The sequence below is a fragment of the Pseudomonas sp. RT4P38 genome, from assembly GCF_054897765.1.
Genome location: NZ_CM142703.1, coordinates 4,029,342 through 4,054,089, shown reverse-complemented (window position 1 = coordinate 4,054,089; position 24,748 = coordinate 4,029,342). Strand labels below are relative to the sequence as shown.

23 protein-coding genes and 1 pseudogene are annotated in these 24,748 nt (G+C 61.0%); 8 read left to right on the top strand and 16 right to left on the bottom strand.

Going from position 1 to position 24,748, the window contains the following annotated elements:
* The first annotated feature begins 6 nt into the window (after positions 1-6).
* From ACYZT7_RS18760 to ACYZT7_RS18740, 5 genes are all read left to right on the top strand, one after another.
* Positions 7-1,296, top strand: coding sequence for a nitrous oxide reductase family maturation protein NosD (locus ACYZT7_RS18760; RefSeq protein ID WP_462037732.1), 1,290 nt, complete (start codon positions 7-9; stop codon positions 1,294-1,296).
* Positions 1,293-2,216 (top strand): ABC transporter ATP-binding protein, encoded by a 924-nt coding sequence (locus tag ACYZT7_RS18755; RefSeq protein WP_462037731.1) that lies wholly within the window; start codon positions 1,293-1,295, stop codon positions 2,214-2,216. Before ACYZT7_RS18760 ends, ACYZT7_RS18755 begins: the two co-directional genes overlap by 4 nt.
* The gene (locus ACYZT7_RS18750) at positions 2,213-3,043 is read left to right on the top strand and encodes an ABC transporter permease (RefSeq protein ID WP_033062172.1); all 831 of its coding nucleotides are present in this window, start codon (positions 2,213-2,215) and stop codon (positions 3,041-3,043) included. Before ACYZT7_RS18755 ends, ACYZT7_RS18750 begins: the two co-directional genes overlap by 4 nt.
* Before the next feature lie 33 nt (positions 3,044-3,076).
* A complete protein-coding gene (locus ACYZT7_RS18745; protein WP_462037730.1) occupies positions 3,077-3,580 on the top strand; it encodes a nitrous oxide reductase accessory protein NosL in 504 nt (167 codons plus the stop codon).
* Positions 3,581-3,688: 108 nt separating this feature from the next.
* Positions 3,689-4,432, top strand: a complete 744-nt coding sequence (locus ACYZT7_RS18740; protein WP_462037729.1) for an SDR family NAD(P)-dependent oxidoreductase — start codon at positions 3,689-3,691, stop codon at positions 4,430-4,432.
* A gap of 997 nt (positions 4,433-5,429) precedes the next feature.
* Here ACYZT7_RS18740 and ACYZT7_RS18735 read toward each other — a convergent pair.
* From ACYZT7_RS18735 to ACYZT7_RS18680, 12 genes are all read right to left on the bottom strand, one after another.
* Positions 5,430-6,734: an IS4 family transposase gene (locus ACYZT7_RS18735; RefSeq protein ID WP_462037728.1), complete on the bottom strand. Its 1,305-nt coding sequence runs from the start codon at positions 6,732-6,734 to the stop codon at positions 5,430-5,432.
* 167 nt (positions 6,735-6,901) lie between these two features.
* Positions 6,902-8,395 (bottom strand): cytochrome D1 domain-containing protein, encoded by a 1,494-nt coding sequence (locus ACYZT7_RS18730; protein WP_462037727.1) that lies wholly within the window; start codon positions 8,393-8,395, stop codon positions 6,902-6,904.
* On the bottom strand, positions 8,392-9,231 hold the full coding sequence (cobA, locus tag ACYZT7_RS18725) for a uroporphyrinogen-III C-methyltransferase (protein WP_462037726.1): 840 nt from the start codon (positions 9,229-9,231) through the stop codon (positions 8,392-8,394). The genes ACYZT7_RS18730 and cobA overlap by 4 nt, the downstream gene beginning before the upstream one ends.
* Positions 9,232-9,301: 70 nt before the next feature.
* Positions 9,302-10,480 carry a heme d1 biosynthesis radical SAM protein NirJ gene (gene nirJ / locus ACYZT7_RS18720; protein ID WP_462037725.1) on the bottom strand — a complete coding sequence of 393 codons (1,179 nt, stop codon included), beginning with the start codon at positions 10,478-10,480 and terminating at the stop codon, positions 9,302-9,304.
* Positions 10,481-10,506: 26 nt separating this feature from the next.
* Complete coding sequence (gene ahbB, locus ACYZT7_RS18715; protein WP_462037724.1) at positions 10,507-11,010, bottom strand: siroheme decarboxylase subunit beta; 504 nt, start codon at positions 11,008-11,010, stop codon at positions 10,507-10,509.
* Positions 10,985-11,428, bottom strand: coding sequence for an Lrp/AsnC family transcriptional regulator (locus ACYZT7_RS18710; RefSeq protein ID WP_462037723.1), 444 nt, complete (start codon positions 11,426-11,428; stop codon positions 10,985-10,987). Before ACYZT7_RS18710 ends, ahbB (ACYZT7_RS18715) begins: the two co-directional genes overlap by 26 nt.
* Positions 11,421-11,936: a siroheme decarboxylase subunit beta gene (ahbB, locus tag ACYZT7_RS18705; RefSeq protein WP_462037722.1), complete on the bottom strand. Its 516-nt coding sequence runs from the start codon at positions 11,934-11,936 to the stop codon at positions 11,421-11,423. The genes ACYZT7_RS18710 and ahbB (ACYZT7_RS18705) overlap by 8 nt, the downstream gene beginning before the upstream one ends.
* Positions 11,933-12,391, bottom strand: a complete 459-nt coding sequence (locus ACYZT7_RS18700; RefSeq protein ID WP_462037721.1) for an Lrp/AsnC family transcriptional regulator — start codon at positions 12,389-12,391, stop codon at positions 11,933-11,935. Before ACYZT7_RS18700 ends, ahbB (ACYZT7_RS18705) begins: the two co-directional genes overlap by 4 nt.
* A gap of 1 nt (position 12,392) precedes the next feature.
* Positions 12,393-13,571 carry a cytochrome D1 domain-containing protein gene (locus tag ACYZT7_RS18695; RefSeq protein ID WP_462037720.1) on the bottom strand — a complete coding sequence of 393 codons (1,179 nt, stop codon included), beginning with the start codon at positions 13,569-13,571 and terminating at the stop codon, positions 12,393-12,395.
* Complete coding sequence (locus tag ACYZT7_RS18690; RefSeq protein WP_462041825.1) at positions 13,568-13,885, bottom strand: c-type cytochrome; 318 nt, start codon at positions 13,883-13,885, stop codon at positions 13,568-13,570. Before ACYZT7_RS18690 ends, ACYZT7_RS18695 begins: the two co-directional genes overlap by 4 nt.
* A gap of 19 nt (positions 13,886-13,904) precedes the next feature.
* Positions 13,905-14,237 (bottom strand): c-type cytochrome, encoded by a 333-nt coding sequence (locus ACYZT7_RS18685; protein WP_462037719.1) that lies wholly within the window; start codon positions 14,235-14,237, stop codon positions 13,905-13,907.
* 24 nt (positions 14,238-14,261) lie between these two features.
* Positions 14,262-15,953, bottom strand: a complete 1,692-nt coding sequence (locus tag ACYZT7_RS18680) for a cytochrome D1 domain-containing protein (RefSeq protein WP_462037718.1) — start codon at positions 15,951-15,953, stop codon at positions 14,262-14,264.
* Between the two features lie 199 nt (positions 15,954-16,152).
* On the opposite strand from ACYZT7_RS18680, the gene ACYZT7_RS18675 reads away from it, so the two are divergent.
* From ACYZT7_RS18675 to ACYZT7_RS18665, 3 genes are read left to right on the top strand one after another with little or no spacing between them, the layout of a single operon-like run.
* Positions 16,153-16,956, top strand: coding sequence for a CbbQ/NirQ/NorQ/GpvN family protein (locus ACYZT7_RS18675; protein ID WP_046046542.1), 804 nt, complete (start codon positions 16,153-16,155; stop codon positions 16,954-16,956).
* On the top strand, positions 16,940-17,527 hold the full coding sequence (locus tag ACYZT7_RS18670; protein ID WP_462037717.1) for a cytochrome c oxidase subunit 3 family protein: 588 nt from the start codon (positions 16,940-16,942) through the stop codon (positions 17,525-17,527). Before ACYZT7_RS18675 ends, ACYZT7_RS18670 begins: the two co-directional genes overlap by 17 nt.
* A 10-nt stretch (positions 17,528-17,537) precedes the next feature.
* Positions 17,538-17,795 (top strand): cytochrome C oxidase subunit IV family protein, encoded by a 258-nt coding sequence (locus ACYZT7_RS18665; RefSeq protein ID WP_462037716.1) that lies wholly within the window; start codon positions 17,538-17,540, stop codon positions 17,793-17,795.
* Positions 17,796-17,810: 15 nt separating this feature from the next.
* Here ACYZT7_RS18665 and ACYZT7_RS18660 read toward each other — a convergent pair whose 3' ends face one another.
* The 4 genes and pseudogenes from ACYZT7_RS18660 to tssI all read right to left on the bottom strand — a co-directional run.
* Positions 17,811-18,659 carry a hypothetical protein gene (locus ACYZT7_RS18660; RefSeq protein WP_462037715.1) on the bottom strand — a complete coding sequence of 283 codons (849 nt, stop codon included), beginning with the start codon at positions 18,657-18,659 and terminating at the stop codon, positions 17,811-17,813.
* 265 nt (positions 18,660-18,924) lie between these two features.
* Positions 18,925-22,557 (bottom strand): toxin VasX, encoded by a 3,633-nt coding sequence (locus ACYZT7_RS18655; RefSeq protein ID WP_462037714.1) that lies wholly within the window; start codon positions 22,555-22,557, stop codon positions 18,925-18,927.
* Positions 22,554-23,420 carry a DUF4123 domain-containing protein gene (locus ACYZT7_RS18650; protein WP_462037713.1) on the bottom strand — a complete coding sequence of 289 codons (867 nt, stop codon included), beginning with the start codon at positions 23,418-23,420 and terminating at the stop codon, positions 22,554-22,556. The genes ACYZT7_RS18655 and ACYZT7_RS18650 overlap by 4 nt, the downstream gene beginning before the upstream one ends.
* Positions 23,417-24,736, bottom strand: a pseudogene (gene tssI / locus ACYZT7_RS18645) (type VI secretion system tip protein TssI/VgrG); the annotation flags it as partial. The pseudogene tssI and the gene ACYZT7_RS18650, both read right to left, overlap by 4 nt.
* Between the last annotated feature and the right edge of the window lie 12 nt (positions 24,737-24,748).

Genomic DNA, 24,748 nt, shown 5'->3' with positions numbered 1-24,748 from the left:
GAAGCCATGACTGATAGCAAGGGAAACCCGGTGAAGGTCATTGCGCTTGCGCTCCTGTTGATGTCCGGCAGTGCGCTGGCGGTGCAACCCGTCACCACGCTGCCGTTGACGGTGGACGCCGATCAACGCTGGCACCTGCCGGCAGGGGAATACCGTGGCTCGTTCAGCGTTGATCAACCGATGCAGATTGTCTGCGAGCCGGGCGCGGTATTTCAGGGCGAGGGGCAGGGTAACGGGTTGATCATCAGTGCGCCGGATGTCGGCATCGAGGGCTGCACCTTTCTGGACTGGGGGCACGACCTCACGGCCATGAATGCAGCGGTGTTTATCCAGCCCAAAGCTCATGGCACGGTGATTAAAGGCAATCGCCTGCAAGGTAAGGGCTTCGGTATCTGGGTCGACGGTACGCAGGATGTGAGCCTGATCGACAACCGCATTCAGGGTGATCCGGCGATGCGCTCGCAAGATCGCGGCAACGGCATTCATCTGTATGCGGTGCACGGCGCCAAGGTCATTGGCAACCAGGTGCGCGACACTCGCGATGGCATTTACATCGACACCTCCAACGGCAACCTGCTGCAAGGCAATACCCTGGAAGACCTGCGCTACGGCGTGCATTACATGTTCGCCAACGATAACCAACTGATCGGCAACACCACCCGCCGCACCCGCACCGGCTACGCCCTGATGCAAAGCCGCAAGCTCACGGTGATCGGCAACCGTTCCGAACAGGATCAGAACTACGGGATCCTGATGAACTACATCACCTATTCAACCTTGCGTGACAACTTCGTCACTGACGTACGCGACGGCTCGACCGGCGACAGCATGATCAGCGGTGCCGAGGGCAAGGCGTTGTTCATCTACAACTCGCTGTTCAACAGCATCGAACACAACCACTTCGAGCACAGCGCCGTGGGCATCCATCTCACCGCCGGCTCGGAAGATAACCGCATCGCCGACAACGCTTTTGTCGGCAACCAGCGGCAGGTCAAGTACGTCGCCACCCGCTTGCAGGAATGGTCGGCGGATGGCCGGGGCAATTACTGGAGCGATTACCTGGGCTGGGACCGCAACAACGATGGCCTCGGCGATATCGCCTACGAACCCAATGACAACGTCGACCGTCTGCTGTGGCTGTATCCGCAGGTGCGGCTGTTGATGAACAGCCCCGGCATCGAGTTGCTGCGCTGGGTGCAACGGGCCTTTCCGGTGATGAAATCGCCGGGGGTGCTGGACAGTCATCCGCTGATGAAGTCATCCACTCAAACCCTGACCCAGGAGCCCACTTCATGAACGTCATCGACCTACAAGGAGTGAGCCAGCGCTATGGGCAGGCCACCGTGTTGCATCAGCTCAACCTCAGCCTGGCGGAAGGTGAAGTGTTGGGTTTGTTCGGGCACAACGGCGCGGGCAAGACCACCAGCATGAAACTGGTGCTTGGCCTGCTCCAGCCCAGCGAAGGACAGGTCAGGGTGTTCGGCCGTTTGCCCAGCGATCCCCACGTGCGGCGCCTGCTCGGTTATCTGCCGGAGAACGTGACGTTTTACCCGCAGCTGAGTGGTCTTGAGACCTTGCGTCATTTCGCGCGACTCAAAGGTGCCGCCTCCGCTCAGGTGGACGCGCTGCTCGAGGAAGTCGGCCTGGCGGGGGCGGCGCATCGGCGGGTCAAGACTTACTCCAAAGGCATGCGGCAACGCCTGGGGCTGGCGCAAGCGCTGCTCGGCGAGCCGCGTTTGTTGCTGCTCGACGAACCGACCGTGGGACTCGATCCCATCGCGACCCAGGACCTGTATCGCTTGCTCGATCGCCTGCGCAGCCAAGGCACCAGCATCATTCTGTGTTCTCACGTATTGCCGGGCGTCGAGGCGCATATCAACCGCGCCGCGATTCTGACCCAGGGTCGCCTGCTGGCCCTCGGCAGTCTCCACAGTTTGCGTGAGGAAGCCGGGTTGCCGACGCTGATTCGCGCCAACGGCCTGAAGCACGCCGGGCCCTTGCAGCAACGCTGGAACAACGCCGGGCACGTCACCGAACGCTGGGGCGTCGAAGGGCTTGAAGTGGCCGCGCTCAATGGCAACAAGCTCAGGCTGTTGCGCCAGCTACTCAATGAAGACGAACCGGCCGACGTGGAAATCCATCAGCCGTCTCTGGAAGATATTTACCGCTACTACATGAGCCGGGCCGGTGCGGCGCCGATCGGGGAGGCCGTATGAACGCTGTCTGGAACATGGCCCGCAAGGAATTCAGCGACGGTTTGCGCAATCGCTGGTTGTTGGCGATCAGTGTGTTGTTCGCGGTGCTGGCCATCGGCATCGCCTGGCTGGGCGCCGCGGCCTCCGGGCAATTGGGATTCACCTCGGTGCCGGCCACCATCGCCAGCCTTGCCAGTCTGGCGACGTTTTTGATGCCGTTGATTGCGTTGCTGTTGGCCTATGACGCCATCGTCGGCGAGGACGAGAGCGGCACGTTGCTGCTGTTGCTGACGTACCCGTTGGGTCGCGGGCAGATTCTGCTGGGCAAGTTTGTCGGTCACGGGTTGATCCTGGCGCTGGCGACGCTGATCGGTTTCGGCTGCGCCATGCTGGCCATCGCCGTGCTGGTGGACGATGTCGAACTGAGCCTGCTGCTCTGGGCCTTTGGCCGGTTCATGGCGTCGTCGACGTTGCTCGGCTGGGGTTTTCTGGGGCTGGCCTATGTGCTGAGCAGTGTGTCCGCCGAGAAGTCCACGGCGGCCGGGTTGGCGCTGGGTGTGTGGTTTTTCTTCGTGCTGGTGTTCGACCTCGCGCTGCTGGCGCTGTTGGTGCTCAGCGAAGGGCAGTTCAACCCGAAAGTGCTGCCCTGGTTGCTGCTGCTCAACCCCGCCGACATCTACCGCCTGATCAACCTCTCCGGTTTTGAGCCCGGCGCCAGCACCGCGGGTGTGCTGACGCTGGGCAGCGATTTGCCGATGCCGGGCTCGATGCTCTGGCTGTGCCTGTCGCTGTGGGTGGCGGTGCCATTGGGCTCGGCCTGGCTGTTGTTTCGTCGCCGGGCGACATGAATTTCCACTTTGATAGTTTTGGAGTAGTTGACGATGAATACGTTTTATCTGACGACGGTGCGCGCGGTGGCGGGCCTGATGATGTGTCTGTTGCTGACGGCCTGTGACAACCCGGCGCAAGCCACTTACAGCGACACTGCCGCAGCCTTTCATCCCAGTGATGAATGCCATGTCTGCGGGATGATCATCAACGGATTCCCCGGGCCCAAGGGCGAAGTGGTCGAGCGGGCCGGGGTCAAGAAGTTCTGCTCCACAGCGGAAATGATTGGTTGGTGGTTGCAGCCGGAGAATCATCATGGCGATGCAAAACTGTATGTCCACGACATGGGCCACAGCCCGTGGAACGCGCCGGATGATGCCCACCTGATCGATGCCAAAGACGCGTTCTACGTGGTCGGTACCCAACTCAAAGGCGCCATGGGCGTGGTGCTGGCGTCGTTCTCCAGTCGCGAGGCTGCTGAAAAGCTTGCCGCTGAACAGGGCGGTCGCTTGCTGCGCTTCAGCGAGATCACTCCGGCGCTGCTGCAGCAACACTAACGACGTCGAAATAATCTGATCGCCGTCAAGTCGTTTTTTCTTCTCCTGCTCAAAGATAGTGCTTGCTACGTCCCCAGTGCTGGCATCCGCGATGCCCAGGAGAAAATGATGAAAACCGAGTTTCAGGATCGTTTGGCGGTGGTCACGGGTGCCAGCTCCGGGATTGGCCTGGCACTGTGCGCCGCGCTGTTACCGCGCGGGGTCAAGGTGCTGGCGATGTCTCGGACCCTCGGTGAATTGCCGGCCTTGCAGCAGATCTACGGCGAGCGGTTGCAGTGGTTTGCCGGGGACGTCACGAGTCAGCAAGACCTGCGCGAGTTGGCCGAGCGTGCTGCGGCGATTGGGCCCGTTGACTATCTGGTGCCCAATGCGGGGATCGCCGAAATGGCTGACAGCCTGGATATGCAGGCCTTTCAGCGCCAGTGGGCGGTCAATGGCGCCGGGGCGTTGAATACGCTGGCGGCGTTGCGGGGTGAATTGGCGAGTCCGGCTTCGGTGGTGTTTGTCGGGAGTTTCCTGACTGGTTCGAGCTTTCTGGGGTTGGCTGCGTGCATTGCCAGCAAGGCTGCGCTGGCGGCTCAGGCACGGACGCTGGCGGTGGAGTTTGCGAGCTTTGATGTGCGCATTAATCTGGTCTCGCCGGGGCCGACTGCTACCTCGATGTGGGACAACCTGGGGTTGAGCGAGGGGGAGCTTGGCGATGTCGCCGACACGCTTGGTAAACGTCTGTTACCTGGTCATTTTCTTGATGCGTCGGCGGTGGCTAATGTGATTCTGTTTCAGTTGTCGCAGGGGGCGCGGGGTGTTTATGGTCAGGACTGGAAGGTCGATAACGGTTACACCTTGGGCTGAAGGGTAAATATTTACGCTCGGCGTACATATCCGTTTCTGCGGTAGCGGCTGCTATTGGTTCCGCTTTTACAGCGGGTCACTTGGAAAAGCGCCAAGTAACCAAACGCTCGTGCCCCTGACGTCCGGTGCCTCGCCTAGGCTCGGCATGCCCTCGCTCCGGTCCTGCTCCGTGGGCCCGCCGCCATCGGCCATCCATGGCCGGGGGCGGCTACCGCGGCATCCTTGCCGCGGTGCCCACTGCGCAGAACCTCCGCTCGGCCTTCCGACGGGGCAGATCAAGATCAAAAGCCAAAGCGAGGCGGCCTGATAGCCGACCTGATGTCTGTCAAGGTCATCGGCGGTAGACCCCTATGTCATGCCCGCCAAAAATCCAACTGTGGGAGCGAGCCTGCTCGCGAAGGCGGACTTACATTCAACATTGATGTCGACTGACAGGGCCTCATCGCGAGCAAGCTCGCTCCCACAGGGGAAATGCGTACGCTTGAAGAGACGGGCCGGTCGGTAGGCGGCCTCGCGCTTCAAGATCAAAAGCCAAAGCGAGGCGGCCTGATAGCCGACCTGATGTCTGTCAAGGTCATCGGCGGTGGACACCTATGTCATACCCGCCAAAAAATCCAACTGTGGGAGCGAGCCTGCTCGCGAAGGCGGACTTACATTCAACATTGATATCGACTGACAGGGCCTCATCGCGAGCAGGCTCGCTCCCACAGGGGAATGCGTACGCTTGAAAAGACAGGCCGGCCGGTAGGCCGCCTCGCAGTGCTTTTGCGGTAGTCGCCCCCTCGAGAGGCCGAGTGGAGGTTCTGCGCAGTGGGCAACCCGGCATGGATGCCGGGTTAGCCGCCCCCGGCCATGGATGGCCGATGGCGGCGGGCCCACGGAGCAGGACCGGAGCGAGGGAATGGCGAGCCTAGGCGAGCCACCGAACGAAAGGGGCAAAAGCGCTTTGGTTACTTTCGCGCTTTTCGAAAGTGACTCGCTGTAAAAGCCATCCCTTTCAAGGTCTTTTGACCTTGGCGGCCTTGAGCACCCTATCTGTCGACACGTGAGCATTCACTGCCTTGCCTTCCAGCCATTCCTTGGGTTTAGGCACCTTCGGACCTCGTTTGCTTTTGGCGACGGATTTGGGCGGGATGTTTTTAGCCAGCGCCAGCAAGTGCTGAGCCAGCCCTCCTGAGCGGATCGGGATGGCTAAGTGCTCTGGCGGCAAGGCGATCTGCAGGCCCTCGTAACCGCTGCGTACCTGTACCGTCAGGTGGAAGATCGATGCTTCCCAATCTTCAGGCTGGGTCTGGCGATGAGCCTGTTCGACGCTGCGCTTAAGCACGGACAAAACGTTATAAGCCAACACAGCGGACGCAAATCCAAGCAGGGCGGCCTTGGGGCTGCCCAAGGTTTCGATCTCACTGTCCAGCACCGATTCCAGACGCTGGAACATCCCTTCAATACTCCAGCGCCGACGGTACAAATCGGCGATTTGCACCGCGCTGATGGTGGCGGGCAAGTTGCTCCAGAACAGCAGCGTGGTGTCGCCGGATTCGGTGGGATTTCGCAGGTTCAGTTCGACACGCCGCCACTGGCGCCCACCTTTTACTTCGATGATTTGCTCGCGCACGCTGCCGGTTTCGACCGCGACAGGCTCCTGCCATTCGCTTTCCTTGAGCAGGCGTGGATGCTTGCTTTGTTCGCGGATGATGAATGAGGCCCCGGTCTCTTCGCAGGCCTCCATGACCGGGAGCGTGCAGTAAAGTCGATCAGCCATCCACAGTTGACCCGCGCGGGCCTTTTCCAGCAAGGGCAGCACGCTGACGCGCTCGCTGGCATAGGCATCTTCACAGGGCTGAAGGTCGACGACCTGGTCCAGATCAGGGTCATAAACCACAACGGAAAAACCAGGCCGGGCGGCACCGCGTTCACGGCGCAACGCGCCCAGACGTTTTTCGCTGGAAGGCAGGTGGTTGCCGTCAACCACCCGCAGTTGCCAGCCAGGCAAAATGGCCGAGCAGCCCAATTCTTCAATCGTCGGAGCCAGGCGTTGCGCACTGCCGACTACCAACGCACGCAGCAGCGCGGGCTCCGTGCGGCTGACCTTGTCATAAAGCGCCGCCAAGCTGACGGGAAGATCTTCCATCTGCCGCGCCGCGGCATGTAGCGAGGGTCGCAAACCCAGTGAAACGAGGGACATCAGCTCAATAATGGTCGAAAACAAAAGCTCGCGCGGGTACTGGCGCTGACGATGTTCTTCGAACACCTGATCAACCCACTCTGCCGCAACGGCCTGCTCCAAAACCAATTTGGCCATGACACTGGCCGGCGCTTTTTTCTCGAACCGCGCTAAAACTTCTGCCCACATCGTCTCGCCGTCCTGACTGGAGTTTTGAGGATTTTATCAAAGACCTTGAAAGGGATGGCTGTAAAAGCGAAACCAATAGAAGCCGTTACCGCAGAAACGGATATACACCCCAAGACTTAGTGCGAAGTCCCCTCAGCAAACTCAATCTTGTTCCCCACGTTGTACTTGCCCGAAGGCTTGTTCATCGGAATGCGTTTGATCTCCTGGAGGGTGTTGCTGTCGTAGACGATCAGCGCACCGTCTGTGGCCCAAATGCTCAACAGCAGGAAACGGCCATCCCGGGTGAACTCAACATGAGCGGCGGTTTTACCGGGCATCGGCCGCAAGGTGTGGGCGACTTCGAGGGTCTGCTTGTCAATCAGGTGGATCGCATCGTTGTCGGGCCCGAAGAACACGTCGCTCCAGGCATACCGAGAATTGACGTGACTGCGCATGAAAAATCCCGGCCCCAGGGTCGGAATTTCCTTGATCAGCTTCCAGGTCTTGAAGTCGATGACCGAGATCAGCCCCTTGCTGATATTCGGCGTGGCAAACACCCACTCACCGTTGCGTTTCCAATAAGTCCCCGAGCCCAAATGCGGCATGCCCGGCAGCGGGATGTCGGTGATCACCTGGCCGCTGTCGAGGTCGATCACCTGACCGCCCTGGGCCTTGCGCGACGTCGCCAGCAGCTGTTTGTAGTCCGGTGAAAAAGAGAAATCGTCGAGAACATCCCCGGCAGGTATCCGCCGTGGTTCGAAATCCGGAGTGCCGGCCCAGGGCAGTTCCCAGACTTCCTTCACGTCCTTGAGCGCCACGATGAAACTGTCCCGCGGCGGGGCGGAGTAGACGGCGCTGACCCTTGACGCGGTACCGTCCTGACCGATCGTGGGAATGGTTTTGACCAGCGACAGATCGCGGGCATCGAGCACCACCACGTTGCCGGGCAAGTAGTTGCCCACCAGCACCCAGCGTCCATCCTTGCTCACCGCCAGATTGCGAGTGTTGAGGCCAGCGCGAACCTCGGCGATCAGTTTCAGGTTGTGCAAGTCATACAGGCTGATCCAGCCGTCACGGGAGGCGAAGTAGACGAAGCGCCCGTCCGGCGAGAACTTCGGCCCGCCATGCACGGCGAAGTGCGAAGCAAACCGCGCCAGCACCTCAAAGCGGTCACCGTCGAGGATGTCGATGTGATGGTCGCCGGCTTCCACCACCACGAACAGGTTCAGCGGGTCGGCGCCATGCTGGGGCGTGGAGGGCAGTTTGCTGAGGTCCGCGAGCATCGAGTGACTGCCGAGAATGTCGTCATTGCTCCAGGTGGGCGGAGTGGCGGGCGGTTGCTGAAGGTAATCCACCAGCGCGTCGATCTGCGCGGGGCTGAACACATTGGCATAGCCGGCCATCTGGCTCGCGGGGCGGCCGTTCTGGATCACGCTGCGAATTTCATCGGGTTTGATCCGGCTGAGACTTTCCGGCAACAACGTCGGCCCCGCACCGCCGAGACGGTTAATGCCGTGACAACTCTGGCAATGCTGCCGATAGTTTTCCGCGGCGTGTTCAAGTGCCGGAACCGCTGCGCCGGCATGCGCCGCACTGACCCATAACACGTGGGCAAGGATCATTCGCCTCATATCGCCACCTTGGCGTGGCGTTGTAGTGCTTGGGCCGGGTAAAGCCGTGCCGGGTATTCCATCTGTTGTACGGCAAACAGATCGACCACTGTACCGATCACCGTCAGTGTCGGAATGCCCGGTGGACAATCCAGCGCCAGGGTCGGTAATTGGTGCAGCTTGCCACGGGCGACGTGCTGGTCGGGACGCGTGCCATTGCTGATCAAGGCCGCCGGCGTATCGGCTGACAGCCCGGCTTCGATCAAACGCTGAGCGATAATCCCCAGGTTCGACAAGCCCATGTAAAACACCAACGTCTGGCTACTGTCGGCGAGGCTGCTCCAGGGCAGCGACAACTCTCCATCGCGTTGCAAATGGCCGGTGATGAACCGGCAGGAATTGACCAGGTCGCGGTGGGTCAACGGTATGCCTGCGTAAGCGCTGCAGCCGGAAGCGGCGGTGATGCCCGGCACCACCTGGCAATCAATACCGCGTTGCAGCAGGTACTCCAGCTCCTCGGCGCCGCGACCAAAAATGAACGGGTCGCCGCCCTTGAGCCGGACCACGCGCTGCCCTTGATCGGCGAGGTCGGCGAGCAGTTCATTGATCTGTTCCTGGGGCAGGCTGTGGCAGCCGCTGGCCTTGCCCACGTAATGGCGGGCGCAGGTCAGGGGAATCAAGGTCAGCAGTTCGGGGCTGATCAGCCGGTCATAGACCACGGCGTCGGCCTGCATCAACAGGCTCCAGGCGCGCAGGGTCAGCAGACGTGGATCGCCGGGGCCGGCGCCGACCAGGGCAACTTCGCCCGGCCGGAACGGGGACTCAAGTGTGGCCGGTATAGCAATCGATGGAGGCATGGGACGTCCTTGGTGCTTCATCAGGTTGGCCGGCCCAGCCTTTTGTCAGGTGGTTGGCCGGACGGGCTATTCAGTGGGTGATGCAAGGGATGGTGGGTAATGGCGGTACCCCGATTTCGTCATCGCTGAGGTGGCAGCCAGGGTCCTGGCCCCACAAATCACCCTCGGCCCAGGCGCGGGTTCGGGTGTTGCCGTTGCAGATGGGTAACCAGCGGCATTGCGCGCAACGGCCACCGACGGCGCGGGGATGTTCACGCAGACGCAACAGCAGGGCATCCGGCTGGTCCAGCCACAGTGTGCGGAAGGGTGTGCGCCGGACATTGCCCACCGAGTGCTGCCACCAGTAGGTGTCCGGGTGCACTTCGCCGGTGTTGTCGATGTTGGCAATGCCGCTACCCGACGCGTTGCCACCCCAGGCGCGGAGCATGTTTTCCAGGCGCGGGTAATGCTCGGGAAGACGAAGGCCTGCCCATTGCAGCAGGAGAATGGCGTCGGCATCGTTGTTGCCGCTGACAAAATCGCTGTCGCGGCCCTGTTGGATGTCGTCCCAGGCGTGTTCGAAGATCAGCGTCATGGCCTCGCGGCTCATCTGCTGGTGTGCGTCGAGTTTGCGACTGCGTTTGCCGCGACCGCTGTAGTTGAGGTGCGACAGGTAAAACTTTTGCACGTCGTACTCGCGCATCAGCGCCAGTAATTGGGGCAGCTGCGCATGGTTCTCCTGGGTCAGGGTGGTGCGCAGCCCGACGCGAATACCCTGTTCGCGACAGAGCCGGATTGCCTGCATGGAACGGGCGAAGCTGCCTTTGAGCTGACGGAATGCATCATGGGTTGCTTCCAGGCCATCAATGCTGATCCCGACGTAGTCGAAATTCGCCGCGCTGATCTGCGCGATGTTCTGCTCATCGATCAGCGTGCCGTTGGTGGACAAGGCCACAAAGAAACCCTTGGTCCGGGCGTAGGCGCTGAGCACAAACAAATCCTCGCGCAACAGCGGTTCGCCACCGGAAAGAATCAACACCTTCACCCCGGCATCGTGCAGGTCATCGATCACGGTCAGCGCGGCGGCCGTATCCAGTTCGTCGCGAAAGACACTGTCGGCCGAGGTGGCGTAGCAGTGTTTGCAGGTCAGGTTGCAGCGCCTGAGCAGGTTCCAGATCACCACCGGCGCCCGGTTACTGCCCGGTGGACTGGTTCTGGGCGCAGGCGCCTGGCCGGCCAGCGCACGCAGGTATTGGCTGATCCTCAACATGCAACTCTCCTTGAGTCAGGGTGTGTTCAGCGCGACACGGGCGGCAAGCGCAAGCCGGTTTTTTTCAGGATGCGGCTGCTCACCAGCATCTCGTCGGCACCACACGCGTCGCCCAGCAAGTAGCGCAGGTGCTCGCGGTAGCTGTTGATTTCATCGCTGCTGCGGCCATGAACCATGGCGAACAGGTTGTAACGCCAGTCGGTTCGGCGCGGACGGCGATAGCAGTGGCTGACGAAGGGTTGCGCGCCGATCAGCGCGCCGAGGCGCGGCATGTCGGTGTCGCGCACATCCCAGACCGTCATGCCGTTGTGGCGATAGCCCAGTCGGTAGTGATTGGGCACGGCGGCGATCCGCCGAATCGCGCCCTCGGCTTGCAAGCGCTTGAGTAGATCCAGGGTGGCTTCGATGTTCAGCCCCAGCTGTTCGGCGAGCCACGCCCATGGGTCTTCCAGCAGCGGCAGACCGGCCTGGGTCAACACGATCAGACGCTGGACGAGGGTGTCTTCAGGCCGGGAAATACAGACCGACATGGTAGGTCTCCTCTTTGGGCAGGTTGAGCAGCGACAGGCCGGTCAGGGTTTCGATGTGGTGCAGGGTCTCGGCCAGGTCATGTTCAGTTGCGCAGGCGAGCACGAACCACATGTTCCAGGCGTGCTCGCGTCGATAGTTGTGCGCCACTTCAGGCAGGCCATGCAGTTGCTCGGCGACGTCTTCAAAACGTTCTTCCGGGACCGCCAGCGCGGCGAGGGTGAAGGCTCCGCCCAGCCGTTCGATGTCGAACATCGGGCCGAAGCGGGTGAGCACGCCGTCATCGAGCAAGGCATGCAGTCGTTCGAGCAGTTCAGTGCTGCTGGTCTCCATTTCGGCGGCCAATACCCGCCAGGGGTGACGCACCAGCGGCAGGCCCAGTTGCAAGCGGTTGATCAGCCGACGGTCGAGGTCATCCATGGGTCGGTGCTCCTGTTCGCGAGGGCGCAAAACGTCCGCCGCACTGCTTGAAGACCTGGATGCTGAACAGCAATTGATGGGGCAGGTCGCTCAGCAGCTGCTCTTCCAGCAATGCCTGGATCTGCGCCTCCACTTGGTCACGTTGACGCCCGTGCACCATGCAAAACAAGTTGTACCGCCACTGCGGTAAGCGCCGGGGCCGCTGATAGCAGAGGTTAATGCCGGGTGCTCGCCCCAGTCGCTGGCCGACTTCGTCGATCAGCGCGTCGGGAATGTCCAGCACCAGCATGGCGTTGGCGGTAAAGCCCAGTGCGCGATGGTGCAGCACCAGGCCGATACGGCGGAACAGCCCTTGCTCGCTCCATTGGCGCATTTGCTCGAGCACCTGGTTTTCGTCGGTGTTTATCCGTTCGGCGAGTTCCTGATAGGGGCGCGCTACCAGCGGCAATCCGCCTTCGAGGTGCCGGCGCAGCGCCAGCGCTTGTTTGGGGCTCAATCCGGGCTTCATGATTTTTCTCCCAGGGCAAAACCGAGGTCGATGCGGTAGGCGGTCAACATCGGCAGGTCCAGTGGCATGAGGCCGGTGTCGTTCTCAAGTTCCTTGAGCACACGGTCGATGTGTTGGCGATCAGGGGCGGTCAGCACAAACCACAGGTTGTAGAAATGCTCCCGTGCGTAGTTGTGATTGACCTCCGGGTACTGACTGACGCGATCGGCCACCTGTTGCAGGCGTTCGGCGGGCACGGCGAGGGCGGCGAGGGTGCTGGCCCCGGCGCGGCTGTGTTCGAACACCGGGCCGATGCGTGAGAGGGTGCCGGCCTGATCCATTTCTTCCAGGCAGGCCATTACTTGCGATTCGCGGCACCCGAGAATCCGCGCCATCTCCTTATACGGTGACGGGCACAGCGGCATGCCGTGCTGGAAGCGCTCGATCAGTTGGCGGCTGAGCAGTTCAAGGTCCATTTCAATACCCCATTTTTTGCGCGCGACTGCTGAAGAAGATGCCGCTCGGCGCACTGGCGGGCAGGGTGCTCAGCAGCTTCAGGCGGTACGGATCCCAGACTTGCACCTGATCGCCATCGCGTAACGACAGCCACAGTTGGTCACCGCGCGCGGTGAATTCCATGTGCAGCACCGCCGGCCCCGGCTTCAGATCCGCGACTACGGCATGGGTTTCGGTGTCGATGACCTGAACCCGATCGTTGTCCGGGTAGGCGAAATTGACCCATAGCTGCCGACCGTCCGGGCGCGACGTGACGAACACCGGTTGACCAGCGACCGGGATCACAGCGGTCTGCTGCCAGGTGCGTGAATCCATCACCAATACCTGGTGACGGCCAACGGCGGGCACGAAGGCCTGGTTGTCGGCAACGGCCCAGCCTTCCAGGTGCGGCATCTTGTAGACCGGGAGTTTCACCTGGCCGCGTCCGTAATCGCCGAGTACCCGTTGCACACCGCGCTCTGGATGCCAGAGGTCGAGTTGGGCCATGCCGTCTTCACCGAACAGGCCGGCCATGTAAAAGCGCCCATCGGGAGTTATCAGGGCGTCGTAGGGTTGCTCACCGATGCCGGTGAAACGGTTGATCTGCGGCGTGCTGCCCTGACTGAAATCGGCGGTCCAGATCTCGCCGGTATCGAACAGGCTGAAGACAAAACGTTGCCCCGGCGCGTCGACCAGGCCGACCACCCGGGAGCGCTTGGTGCCATCGGCCAGGGGCGTGGCCGGAATATCGGCCACCTGTTGCAGGGTGTCGGCATCGAACACCTTGACCCCACCGGGCACGTAGTTGGACACCGCGATCAACTTGCCGTCCTGACTGATGGCGCCGCCAATGCTGTTGCCACCCTGGATGACACGATGATCGATACGCCGGGTCAGCAAATCGATTTTGCTCAACCCGCCGTCGCGCCCGAACACATAGGCGTAGCGCTGGTCACGGGAGAACACCACCGAGGCATGGGACAGGTCGCCGAAACCCTCGAGTCGGGCCAGCGCGGTGTGGGTGTCGCTTTCGATGATTTGCACGCTACCGGTGGCGCGCTCCACGACCACGCCCAAGTCGCCGGTGCCGCGCAACGGTGGTTGAACGCAAGCGGACAACAACAGCCCGGTCGCCGCTGACAGCAGGATTGAACGGATCATGGAGCGGGATATCCCTGGAGAAGAAAATCGACCAGCCAACGGATGTCGTCGGGGCTGAGCAACGGGGCCCAACCGGGCATCGCGGTGCCGGGCCGGCCTTGGGTGACGGTGGCAATCAGGTTGTCCCGTGACTTGCCGGCCAGCGCTGCGCGCGTTAGTTCGGGACCCAGCCCGCCGGTCAGGTGCAGCCCATGGCAGGCGCCGCAGTCCTGGGTCAGCAGGTGTTCGAGTTGCGCCTGACGCTGGGCATCCGCAACCGCGGTTGCGCAAATGAGGAGGAGGGCCGCCAGAATCACAGCGTGTCGATAAACCATCATGACGCCCTCCAGGCGGTTATTTGAGTGTCAGTACCCAGGTCGCAAGAACTTTTGCTTCTTCATCCGTTACCGGGTTGGCCGGCATTGGCATCGGGCCCCAATTGCCTTGTGTGCCGTTCTTGATGCGCCCCGCCAGGGTATCCACGGCCCCGGGTACGCCAGCGTTCTTGGCCGCCACATCCTTGAGCGCCGGGCCGACAATCTTGGTGTCGATGGAATGACAGGCAGCGCAGGGTTTGCTCTTGAACAGCTCCAGCGCGTCTTGCGCCATGGCCGGCTGCACGCTCAGCGCAGCGGTCAGGGCGAACAGTGAGAACAGTGAGAACAGTGAGAACAGAGTATTTTTCATGGTGTTTCCTTGCATTGATGGAGCTCAATAGATGTCGTGTTGGGTGTTGTAGACGTTGAACTTCCCGGTGGGTGTGATCAGTCGTTTGTCCTTGATGACTGACTTGAGCTTCAGTGTTTTGTCGTCGATCACCACCAGCGCCGATTCGTCTGCCTGGCCGCTCCACACGGAGAACCAGACTTCATCGCCGGCTTTGTTGTATTCCGGTTGCACGACGCGCATGGCGCCTTGCTTGATGCCGGCGTATTCGGCAATGGGCAGCACGGTGTAGCCGGCGTCGAGTTTGTCGAGGTTGAACACCGCCACCGATTGGCTGAGTTTTGTATCCGGGTTGAGAGTGGTGTCGACGTACAGGTGGCGAGAGTTGGGATGGGTTTTGATAAACAGCGATCCGCCGCCCTGGCCCTTGAGCGAGGCGACCTGCTTCCAGGCGTATTGCGGGTGTTTGGTCGGGTCGGTGCCGATCAGCGAGATGCCGTCATCACCCAAATGGCTGGTGGCCCAGACCGGGCCATAGGTCGGGTGGTTGAAGTTGGCGCCGCGCCCCGGGTGAGGGGTTTTGCCGACGTCCACCAGCGCAGTCAACTTGCGCTCCTTGGAGTCGATCACGGCGACCTTGTTGGAGTTGTTGGCGGCGGTCATGAAGTAGCGGTGCGTGCTGTCCCAACCGCCGTCATGCAGGAACGGCGCGGCATCGATGTAGGTGACAGTGAGGTTTTTGATGTCCTGGTAATTGACCAGCATGACCTTGCCGGTTTCCTTGACGTTGACGATGAACTCCGGCCATTCGTGGGAGGCGATGATCGCCGCGACCCGGGGTTCCGGGTGATATTCCTGTTTGTCGACGGTCATACCGCGGGTCGAAACGATCTGTTTCGGCTCCAGGGTTTCGCCATCCATGATGGTGAATTGCGGCGGCCAATAAGAACCGGCGATGGTGTATTTGTCTTCGTAGCCCTTGAACTTGGAGGTCTCGACCGAGCGCGCCTCGATGCCCACTTTGACTTCGGCGACCTTGGTCGGCTCGACCGGCCACAGGTCGATCATGTCGATCCGCGCGTCTCGACCAATCACCAGCAGGTAGCGACCCGAGGCAGAGATCCGCGAGATGTGCACCGCGTAACCGGTCTCGATGAGTTTGACGATTTTCTTGCTGTCCCCATCGATCAAGGCGATCTTGCCGTCATCGCGCAACGTCACCGAAAACAGGTTCGGCAGGTTGAGTTTGCTCAGCTGTTTCTTCGGACGGTCCTCGGGTTTGACCAGCACTTTCCAGGTTTTCAGCGTCTCGGCCATGCCCCATTCCGGCGGCGTTGGCGGCGTGTGCTGAATGAACTTGGCCATGACCGTGATCTGATCCTTGGTCAGCGCATTGGACGTCCCCCAGTTCGGCATGCCCGCCGGCGAGCCGTAGGTAATCAAGGCTTCCAGAAACGGTTGCCCACGGTTCTGGGTAATGTCCGGTGTCAGCGGTTTGCCGGTGGCCCCTTTGCGCAGCACGCCGTGGCAGCCTGCGCAGCGCTGGAAGTAGATTTCCTTGGATGAGTCGAACTCGGCCTGGCTCATGTCGGGAGCGCCAGCGGTTTTGACCATGGGCGGATTGGCCGCAGCGGCGGCGGGCTCTTCAGCGCTGGCGGCATGACTCACCGCCAGGGCCAGTGCCGAACACAACGTGGTGAGCGTCAGGGCAAACGTTTTTCTATTGCTGATCAGCATTCCATTTCTCCTCAGGCAAGACCTTTGCGATGTGCTGAAACGGCAGCGCAGAACGCAGGTTCTTAGTGCCGTGCAAGGCTATGCCCGAGCAGGCCAATGTTCGCTTGACGACGATCAAGTTTGCCGGCCATCTCACTTGCCAGGTTGTCGCAGGGGCCCGTAGCGTGTTCCTTGAATCCGCTTTTGGAACAGGCAGCTCATGGACCGTACCCAGTCTTGCGAACACCCGATCGAACCCTTCTACCAACCGCTGAATAATGAGGAGGCGCTGTTCGAACAAGCCTGGCGACACGGCATGCCGGTGCTGATCAAAGGCCCGACGGGGTGTGGCAAAACCCGTTTCGTCCAGCACATGGCCCATCGGCTGAAACTGCCGCTGTACACCGTGGCTTGCCACGACGACCTGAGCGCGGCCGACCTGATCGGCCGTCACCTGATCGGTGCCCAAGGCACCTGGTGGCAGGACGGACCGCTGACCCGCGCGGTGCGTGAAGGCGGCATCTGTTATCTCGACGAAGTGGTCGAGGCGCGTCAGGACACAGTGGTCGTACTGCACCCACTGGCCGATGATCGTCGGGAGCTGTTCCTGGAACGCACCGGCGAAGTGCTGAAGGCGCCGCCGTCCTTCATGCTCGTGGTGTCTTACAACCCCGGTTACCAGAACCTGCTCAAAGGCATGAAACCCAGCACCCGCCAACGCTTCGTCGCGATGCGCTTCGGCTATCCGCCGGTGGCCGATGAAGAACGTATCGTTGCCCGCGAGGCTCAGGTGGACAGCGCGCTGGCGGCGCAAGTGGTGCGGCTGGGGCAAGCGCTGCGCCGGCTCGATCAACATGATCTGGAGGAGGTCGCCTCAACGCGACTACTGATTTTTACCGCGCGTATGATCCGCTCCGGCATGAGCCCGCGTGAGGCGTGCATGGCCTGCCTGGCCGAGCCGCTGAGTGATGATCCGCTGACCGTTGCCGCGCTGATGGACGTGGTTGATGTCCACTTCGGTTGAGTCAACGGGCGTTTCGCAACGCCACTTGCCGGGCGATCTGGCGATGTGGTTTTTCATTCTGGCCGAGCTGTCGGTGTTCGCCATCCTGATCCTGACGTTCGCCGTGACCCAGGCGCTCAAGCCGCAGATGTTCAGTGAAAGCCGTCTATTGCTGAACACCTCCACCGGCTTGGCGATGACCCTGAGCCTGCTCACCGCGGGGCTGTTCGCCGCGCTGGCTCAGGAGCACGTCAGGCGCTCACGGTCCCGTTACGGCGCCGTCTTCCTGCTGATGGCGTTGCTCGCCGCCAGTGTCTACGTGGTGTTGAAACTCACGGAATACCGGCACTTGCTGGCCTCGGGGCTGGGCATGGAGCACAACACGTTTTTCACGTTGTACTGGATTCTCACCGGTTTTCATTTTCTCCACGTAGTGCTCGGCATGGTCATTCTCGGATGGCTGGCCGAGCGCTGTCGCCGTGGCCTGTACGACGCCAACACGCGCAGCGGGTTTGAATCCGGCGTGTTGTATTGGCACATGGTCGATCTGATCTGGGTCATGCTTTTTCCGCTGGTCTACGTGCTGAGTTGACGAGGTTCTCATGACTGTTTCCAGGGTTTTGCTCGTCTGTTGGGCGGCGCTCGCGACGTTAAGTGTGTGCACCGTGGTGCTGGCACAGGCCGGTGCGACGTGGTTGCTGTCGATTGCCATTTTGTTGGTGGCGGTCGGCAAGGCGTGGCTGATCACCGACGGCTTCATGGAGATGCGCCATGCGCCGCGACTGTGGCGGCGGTTGATGTTGAGCTGGGCGTTGGTGTTGGCGGTGGTTGTGGGGTTGACGCTGGTGTTGGTCGGTTAATTAACCTGCAATAACTCATGCGTGATGTTTGTCGGTCGGGTTCAAGCGCTGGACCTCGGCAAAAATCTCGGTGATCGGTCGGCGCGGCTGACGTTTGTGCAGGGAGCGGACCTGTGCGCTCATGCGCAGCAGTTCTTCACTTGGCTTGGCCCATTGTTCCTTCGGTAACGGCTCGGACCATTGGCGCATCACTTCGGGTAAGGCGTGCGGGGCCATTTTCTGGAGGCGGCGGACTTCCCATTCGGTCAGGTGGTTGGGAATCGTCCATAGGGTCATGACGTGGTACAGGTACCAGAAGAAGCCGGACACTCGACCACGTTGGCCGTCGCGGATTTGCTGGTGCATGCGGGCGCGGGCGTTGTGGAAAGTGTGCAGGCCTTCGTGGGGCGGGTCGTCGGGGCCTTGCAGGTCTAGCGGGTCCTGGATGGATTTGAGGTCGTGTATTTCGTATTCCATGTAGCCGCGGATCGCTTCCCAGTGGCTGATGGCCAAGGAAAGACCGAAGCAGGGAAATTCGACGCTGGTCAGGGTCTCGCCGTGCTGGAAGCCGATGCCCATGCCGTACTGGCGGTGGATGCCGTATTGGGTCGCGCCTTGGGCTTCGATGACCCAGGCGGAGAGGGACTCCCAGGGGACGAAGACGGGGTCGGTGGCGTCTTCGGGCATGAAGCAGACTTCGCGGCGTTGGCGGTTGAAACGGGTGGGGATGATGGCGGCGCGTTTGTTGTGGGTGTGGCGCCAAGTGCAGAGGAGGATCGCCAAGGCAGAGAAGCCGGTTATCAGGGCTATTCCGTAGGCCTCATTGAAAACCCCTTCTATGGCATGAGAAATATCGTCCCACCCCATGCCGAACACAAAGAACATGAAGCCGCCAAATAGAGGTATCAAAAATGCGATCGAGAAGGCACCACTGAATGGTCCTCCTAATATGAGCTGCCATGAAAACACTTGGGGCGATCCCAAGCCAAAGTCCATGTACACGTCATTCATTTCCCCGATATGCGGACCATGCGGCGGCATCGCTGTCGGCAGTGGCAACGGCGCGAGATAAGTGATTTCCCCACTTAGAAACGGCTCTACATCTCCGGCTTTTCGGGGTTGCTCAAGGTGCGGCGCAGGCATCGGCTTATCAAGGTTGTGCGGCATGGTCGGCCAACTCCAGCAAATGGGTTTCAACCAGCAACATGGGCGGATGCTCGGTAACGGATTGAGGGGCCAACGCCGGAAAGCGGCCGTCGCCCCGAGGGTTCAGGCGGATGACCCGAATGTGGGAAACCCACGCGCCGTTGGCGTTCAAGGTCTGGATACAGACCGCCAGCTCCAACGTTTCGGACGCCGGCGTAAATTCAGCATCAGGGTCCAGCGGGTATTGCAGGCATAACACCAACCGATCTGGCTCTGCTTGCACGATGCGCAGGCTGTTTGCGACTTCCTCACTGATGACGTCCTTGCGCTCGCGCGGTACACCGCGACTGTGGAGGGGAACGGATATGCGGTGAGCGCCGATCCCCAGGCGATGAGCCGGTTGACCGCTCAGGGGCGGCTGAAAATCATTGAGCTTGAGCCCTGGCAGCACCAGATGGATGTCTTTGGGCTTGGCCTTTAACAGCAGATTTTTCAGCCAGGCGTCATGCTTGTTCGGACCCAGTTGCGTATACGGGGCGTGAAGCAAATAGGCCAGATAACGCTGATATTCATCCAGCGTATGGTTGCCGCGTGTCTCGGTGTCCAGGCTCCACGGCGTGGTTTTCAGCCATTTGTCATGGGCGCTGAGGTTGTATCGGTTGAACAGCCAGGTGCCGCCCAGTTCCAGCACGGTGAACAACGCACCGGCCAGGTTGAAGCGGAAAAACACGGTTGAGAGACGGGTACCCGCAGCGGCCCACGCGGCGGTTCTTGCAGCAGTGTTTTTTGCGATCAACACGTTAAACGCAGCACGACCGGTGTGACTCAAACCATAGGCATTGACGGTCGTCATGCCAGCCGCCCCTGCAGTCGCGAGCGCTGCACTATTCTGTGCTGCAGCATTCCCGCTACGTGTCGCCTGCTGCCAGTTCTGGTGGTGGTTGATGAGGCTGACCATTGAAGATGCAAAACCAAAAAGGTAGGTAAAGAAACCCAATCCAACATGCAGCTTCCCCATCTGCACATGCACATTCTGCAAGGCATGGTGTTGAAGACCCGCGACGAGTGCAGTGCTACGTGCCTTCAACGCGGTGTCGGAAAGACTTTGGGCCGCGGTGAACCCGGCTACACCAGTAGCCACCAAGGCGCTGGCAAAGGGAACCCAAGTTCGTTTGTCTTTAGATTGTCTTGTTAGCTCACGGGTGACCTGTACCAAATTCACACCCTGCACCAAAAACACCAACAACCCCATCCCCTCGCTTCTGATCAACTTCGCATTCGGCACACTCTGAACCCCCAGCCGAATATCCTTCAACAAACTCCGCACCTCCCGCTGTTGCGCCGGCGGAAACACCACCGTCACTCCCGCCCGAGCCTGCGTTGCGCCGTACAGGCGCGCCGACTGATCCGGCAACTCCGCAATCGGGCTCAGCGCGCCCGCCAAACGGCCTTCAAGTAGCGTCAACTCCGCACGCACCCGAACGATTTCACCCTGCAACTCCACCGCCCTCGGCGTTTTATGCCCTTGGCGGTTTTTGTTGTGGGTGAGCTGGTTACGTTCGCGGGTCAGGGTTTTCAGGTAATCGCGCTCCCTGAGCAGTTCCTTGAGGTTGGTTTGCAACGCCGCGTGTTCTGCCGGGCTGGCGACAGTAAAGGTCACGCCGGTTGTTTTTGCCGCATCGAGTATCCGCCCCGACAAGGCTTTGGGCAGACGACTGAACAGCTCGTCTAGGTCGGGGATTTTCTCTGCCGACAGGTCGAACCCTTCCAGCGCCCGGCTCAGGCCCAGGTTCAGCGCCGGGCTGAGGCTGTGCTGGGCCGCGTCCGCGACAGCGCGGGTATGCTCGGGCAGGTCGTCGAGGGCTGGCAGGTGCGCTTGTTCGATTTTCTGCAGCTCGCCCAACCAGTGCGGCAGGTTGTTGAACACCCCCATGCCGGCGTTGAACAACGTGGCGTATTGCGCGGCCCGTTCTGGCTGAAGACGCAGGGGCAAGGTGTAGAACAGTGGCCGGGTCAGTTCGGGGTGTTTCTCCAGATAACCGAGGAGGGTTTCGCTGGCGTGGTCACTGCGGCAGATGTCCTTGAGGCAGGCGTATTCGGCGGTGAAGGCCTGGTGGAGTTGCTGTTGATCCTGCGCGTCGTAGTACCAGGCCGAACGATGGTAGCGACCGGCACATACCATCATCGTACGGTCAGCGGTGATGCGTTCGAGCAAGCGGTTCCAGCGGCCAAGGTCGTCGCGATGCTGAAACAGCGCCGCGTCCATGGCGGGGCGGTCGATGAAATCGTTGACCCCGCGTTTGCCACTGAAGCTGGAACCTTCGAGCACATCGATGATGCGTTTGTTTTGCTCTTGGCCGAGTTTTATCAAGGTATCGAGGTGACGTTCGACGAAATCGTCGGGGGCAACCTTGAAATGTTGGCGAGCGTAGTAACGGCGGTCTGCCTCGTCACTGGCGCGGCTGTGGGCGGTGAAGTCGGGTGCGGCGCCCTGGTACTTGGCGAATTTGAACGCTTCGGCATGGGCTTCTTTGCGCAACTGCTCCAGTTCCGGTGGCACCGGTACGCCCGTAGGCTCGACCTTGCCGCCCTTGTTCAGGTAGTCGAGCAAGGCTTTGCGGGTGTGTTCCCGATCCGGTTCGGGCAACTGTTCCAGATCGCCAAAAAGCACCTGGACCGACGGATCGTTGCTGGCCTCGGCCAGGTTGCCGATATCGGCCGGACTGAGCTGGCTCAGGGACTCGATAAAACAGGCCAACAGGTAATCGCGTTCGTTATGGTCGGCATTGCTCCAGTCGTCGACCCAGCCGACCACGGTGTCCTGATATTCGGCCAGATCACGCAATACGCCGAGGTCGTCGTGGACCACGAGAAACAGGGTGTCGTCCTGATAAGCCGGGCGCACCCGCCCGAGAAACTCGCCAATGTGCGCCTCGCGAAAGCGCCGAGGCTGTTCCCACAGATACGGTTCACGTTCGTGCGCGGGGGCATCGCTGACGTGCACCGTCGGCATTAGAACGGCGTCCGGCGGCGACTCGGTGTCCTGTTCAGCGCGGTCTTGCGCGGCTTGCGCCTGCCGGGCCGGATCGGTCGCAATCTCCGCCAGCCACTGCTTGCCTTGCGCGACCGTCAGCAGATGCTCGCCACCGGTTTGGCAATGCACCGGGCCGAGATCGACGGCCTGCATGAAGTGTTCGCGTTCCTCGCGGCTGTCAGTGACTTGAGCGCATTTGGCCACCGTCCACTGCACTTCGGCGAAGCTCACATGCAGCGTGCTGCGTCTTGAAAACACCAGCGCAGGACGCTCTTCGATGGGCGTGCGCTGATCGTCGGCAACCTTGGCGCCCTTGTGCAGCAGGGCGCTGACCAGTCCGTTAAGTACTTGATACTCATGCAGATGGCCGGTCACGCTGTCGATAACGTACAACCAGCCATCGCGCAGCATGCGAATACCCAGCGGGCGGGTCGTCAGGGCATACGGCAGCTTCAGTTCGGCACTCGGGTCGAGGGGCTTTTCCACCAGCCCATAACGCAAGGGCAACAACTGCACATGGGTTTGCCGCAAAGGGCAGGCACCGGGTGAGCCGATGGCGGTTTTGGAGGCGGCGGCCGCAGCAAGGTTGGCAGGGTGGGTCATGGGCGGCTCCCTTGACTGGCCCAGCGCTGGGCCAGGTCGGCGGCCAACGCGATGCGCTCGCCGGGGGATTGCAGCGACGGCGTATGCAGCAATCGGTTGATGTGCGGGTGCTGATCGAGTGATGAGCCATCCAGCCAGGCCATGATGTTGGCGTAGTGGAGAAGCTCAGATTGGCCGCTCAAGCCCAAGGCGCCGGCGTCGGCCTCCAGTTGTTCAAGCATTGGCCAACGCTGAGCCACGGTTTCGCCGCCATGGCGTTCGGGAAAGTAGTTGAGCAAATGAGCGTCGAGTTCGAGCAACGCGCGGCGCCGATCAACCCGGTCCAGCGCTGCATTCAGTTCAGGGCTCAGGCGATAGGGCGTTAGCAATTCAGGGCACTCGGCCAGCCGGGGTTGGTGCTGTTGCCAATTAACCTCGACACCGTCGGCGGTTACCACACAGGACAGAGGCCCAAACAATCGCTGATCGCCGCTGCCAAACAGTGCCTGCGCCACTGCCGCATCGGCCAGGCGCAGGACCACCGGCAGACCTTCGGGCAATTCAACGGTCAGCAGTTTGCGTAAGTGTTGGGCGACGTCATGCGCAGGAGCGGTGCTGAACAGCATCACGCCCCACTCTTCGTGCGCCTGTTGCAGATAGAACTGAAAAATCGGTTCGTCAGGTTGTTCGATCGCCACCAGCAGCGGTGAGATATCCCGCAGCGCAGTGAACGGCGCACAGTCATACAGCGCAACGGAGCTCGCACCGGGGTCCAGTTGTTTCAAGCGCTCCGGCAAATTGCTCAAGGTCGCGCCGTCCAGCAACAGGAAAGCCTGTTGCTCGCTCCAGGGCAGGTTTTCAGGCAGAGAGGTCGAGAGGTTCATGCTTGGGCGGCCTCACAAATCAGGCAGCGCGAGGCGCGGGTTGAAATCAACGCATGGCGTTGCTGGACCGCATCGAACGTCACTTTCAGCAGGGGCAAGGCTCCCGGCATCAGAGGCTCGGCGGGTAGACCCACGGTCGGGGCGCCGCCCACTAGAATCGGTACGCTGCTGAAAATGCCTTCCGGCCCCAGCGTCAGCCAGTGACCGCCAGCCTGGACTGACAGGCGCGCTCCGCCATCGATGACGACTTGCTGCCCGGCGCCCAGGTGAATTTGGTGGGTGGCATTGAGCAGGTGATTGGTGGTTCGGACGTGGCGGTCGCCGTGAACCAACAGATGATCGTCCTGTTTGAGTTCCGTCAGGCAGTTGCCGTGGGTCAGGTGCTGTTCTTCGCCACGCAGGTCATGGCTGGCGATACCGCCGACCACCACGGTGCGTTGGTTATCGACTTGAATGCGTTCATCATTGAGCACGAGTTGGACGAAATCGCGCTGGGCACGCAGGGCAATTTCCTCGGCGCCTTGTCTGTCCTCGATGCGCAACTCGTTGTAGCCGCCACCACCGGGGCTGCTCTGGCTACGGAAAATGCTGCGGGTGTGCTCAGCCGGCAGATCCAGTGGCACGGGGGTTGAGGCGTTGGGCATACAGCCAAGGACGAAGGGTTTGTCGGGGTCGCCGTCGGTGAATCCCACCAGCACTTCCATGCCGACCCGCGGGATCAGCACGCCGCCATAGCGGTCATGGGCCCAACCGGTAGCGACCCGAAGCCAGCAGCTCGATTGTTCGTTGTGCTGACCCTCTCGGTCCCACGGCAGTTGAACCTTGACCCGACCGTATTCGTCGCAGTAGATCTCTTCGCCGTGCGGGCCTGTGACGATGGCATGCTGGTTGCCCGTTATTCGCGGCTTGGCGTGTTCAAGAGCCGGCCTGAATAGGACGTCCCAAGGTGTCGCGATGAAGTGGTTACGGTAGCCCTGACTGAAACCGTCCTGCGGACTGGCATCGGTGATCGACTCCTCAAGCACTTGGGGTTGCAGGCCAACATGTTCGACTTCAGTCAGAAGCCACAGGCCATTCCAGTCAGCGCGGGGGTGTTTGGACATGTCGACGAAATGGCCGCAGCGCATGGCGCACTGATCGCTGCGCCCTTCGGCTTGCTGGTAATCGGCACGGTGGCGTTCCAATGCCCGATTGGCCAGATGTTTACCGCGATCACGATGAGTGAACTGCCCTGGGAAGGCATAGTCCTCCTTGGCGCGAAATTCGAGGACCTGAAGGTCGTGGGGAAAACCTTCAATGTCGAGTTTGAAATCGACCTGCTTGGCATC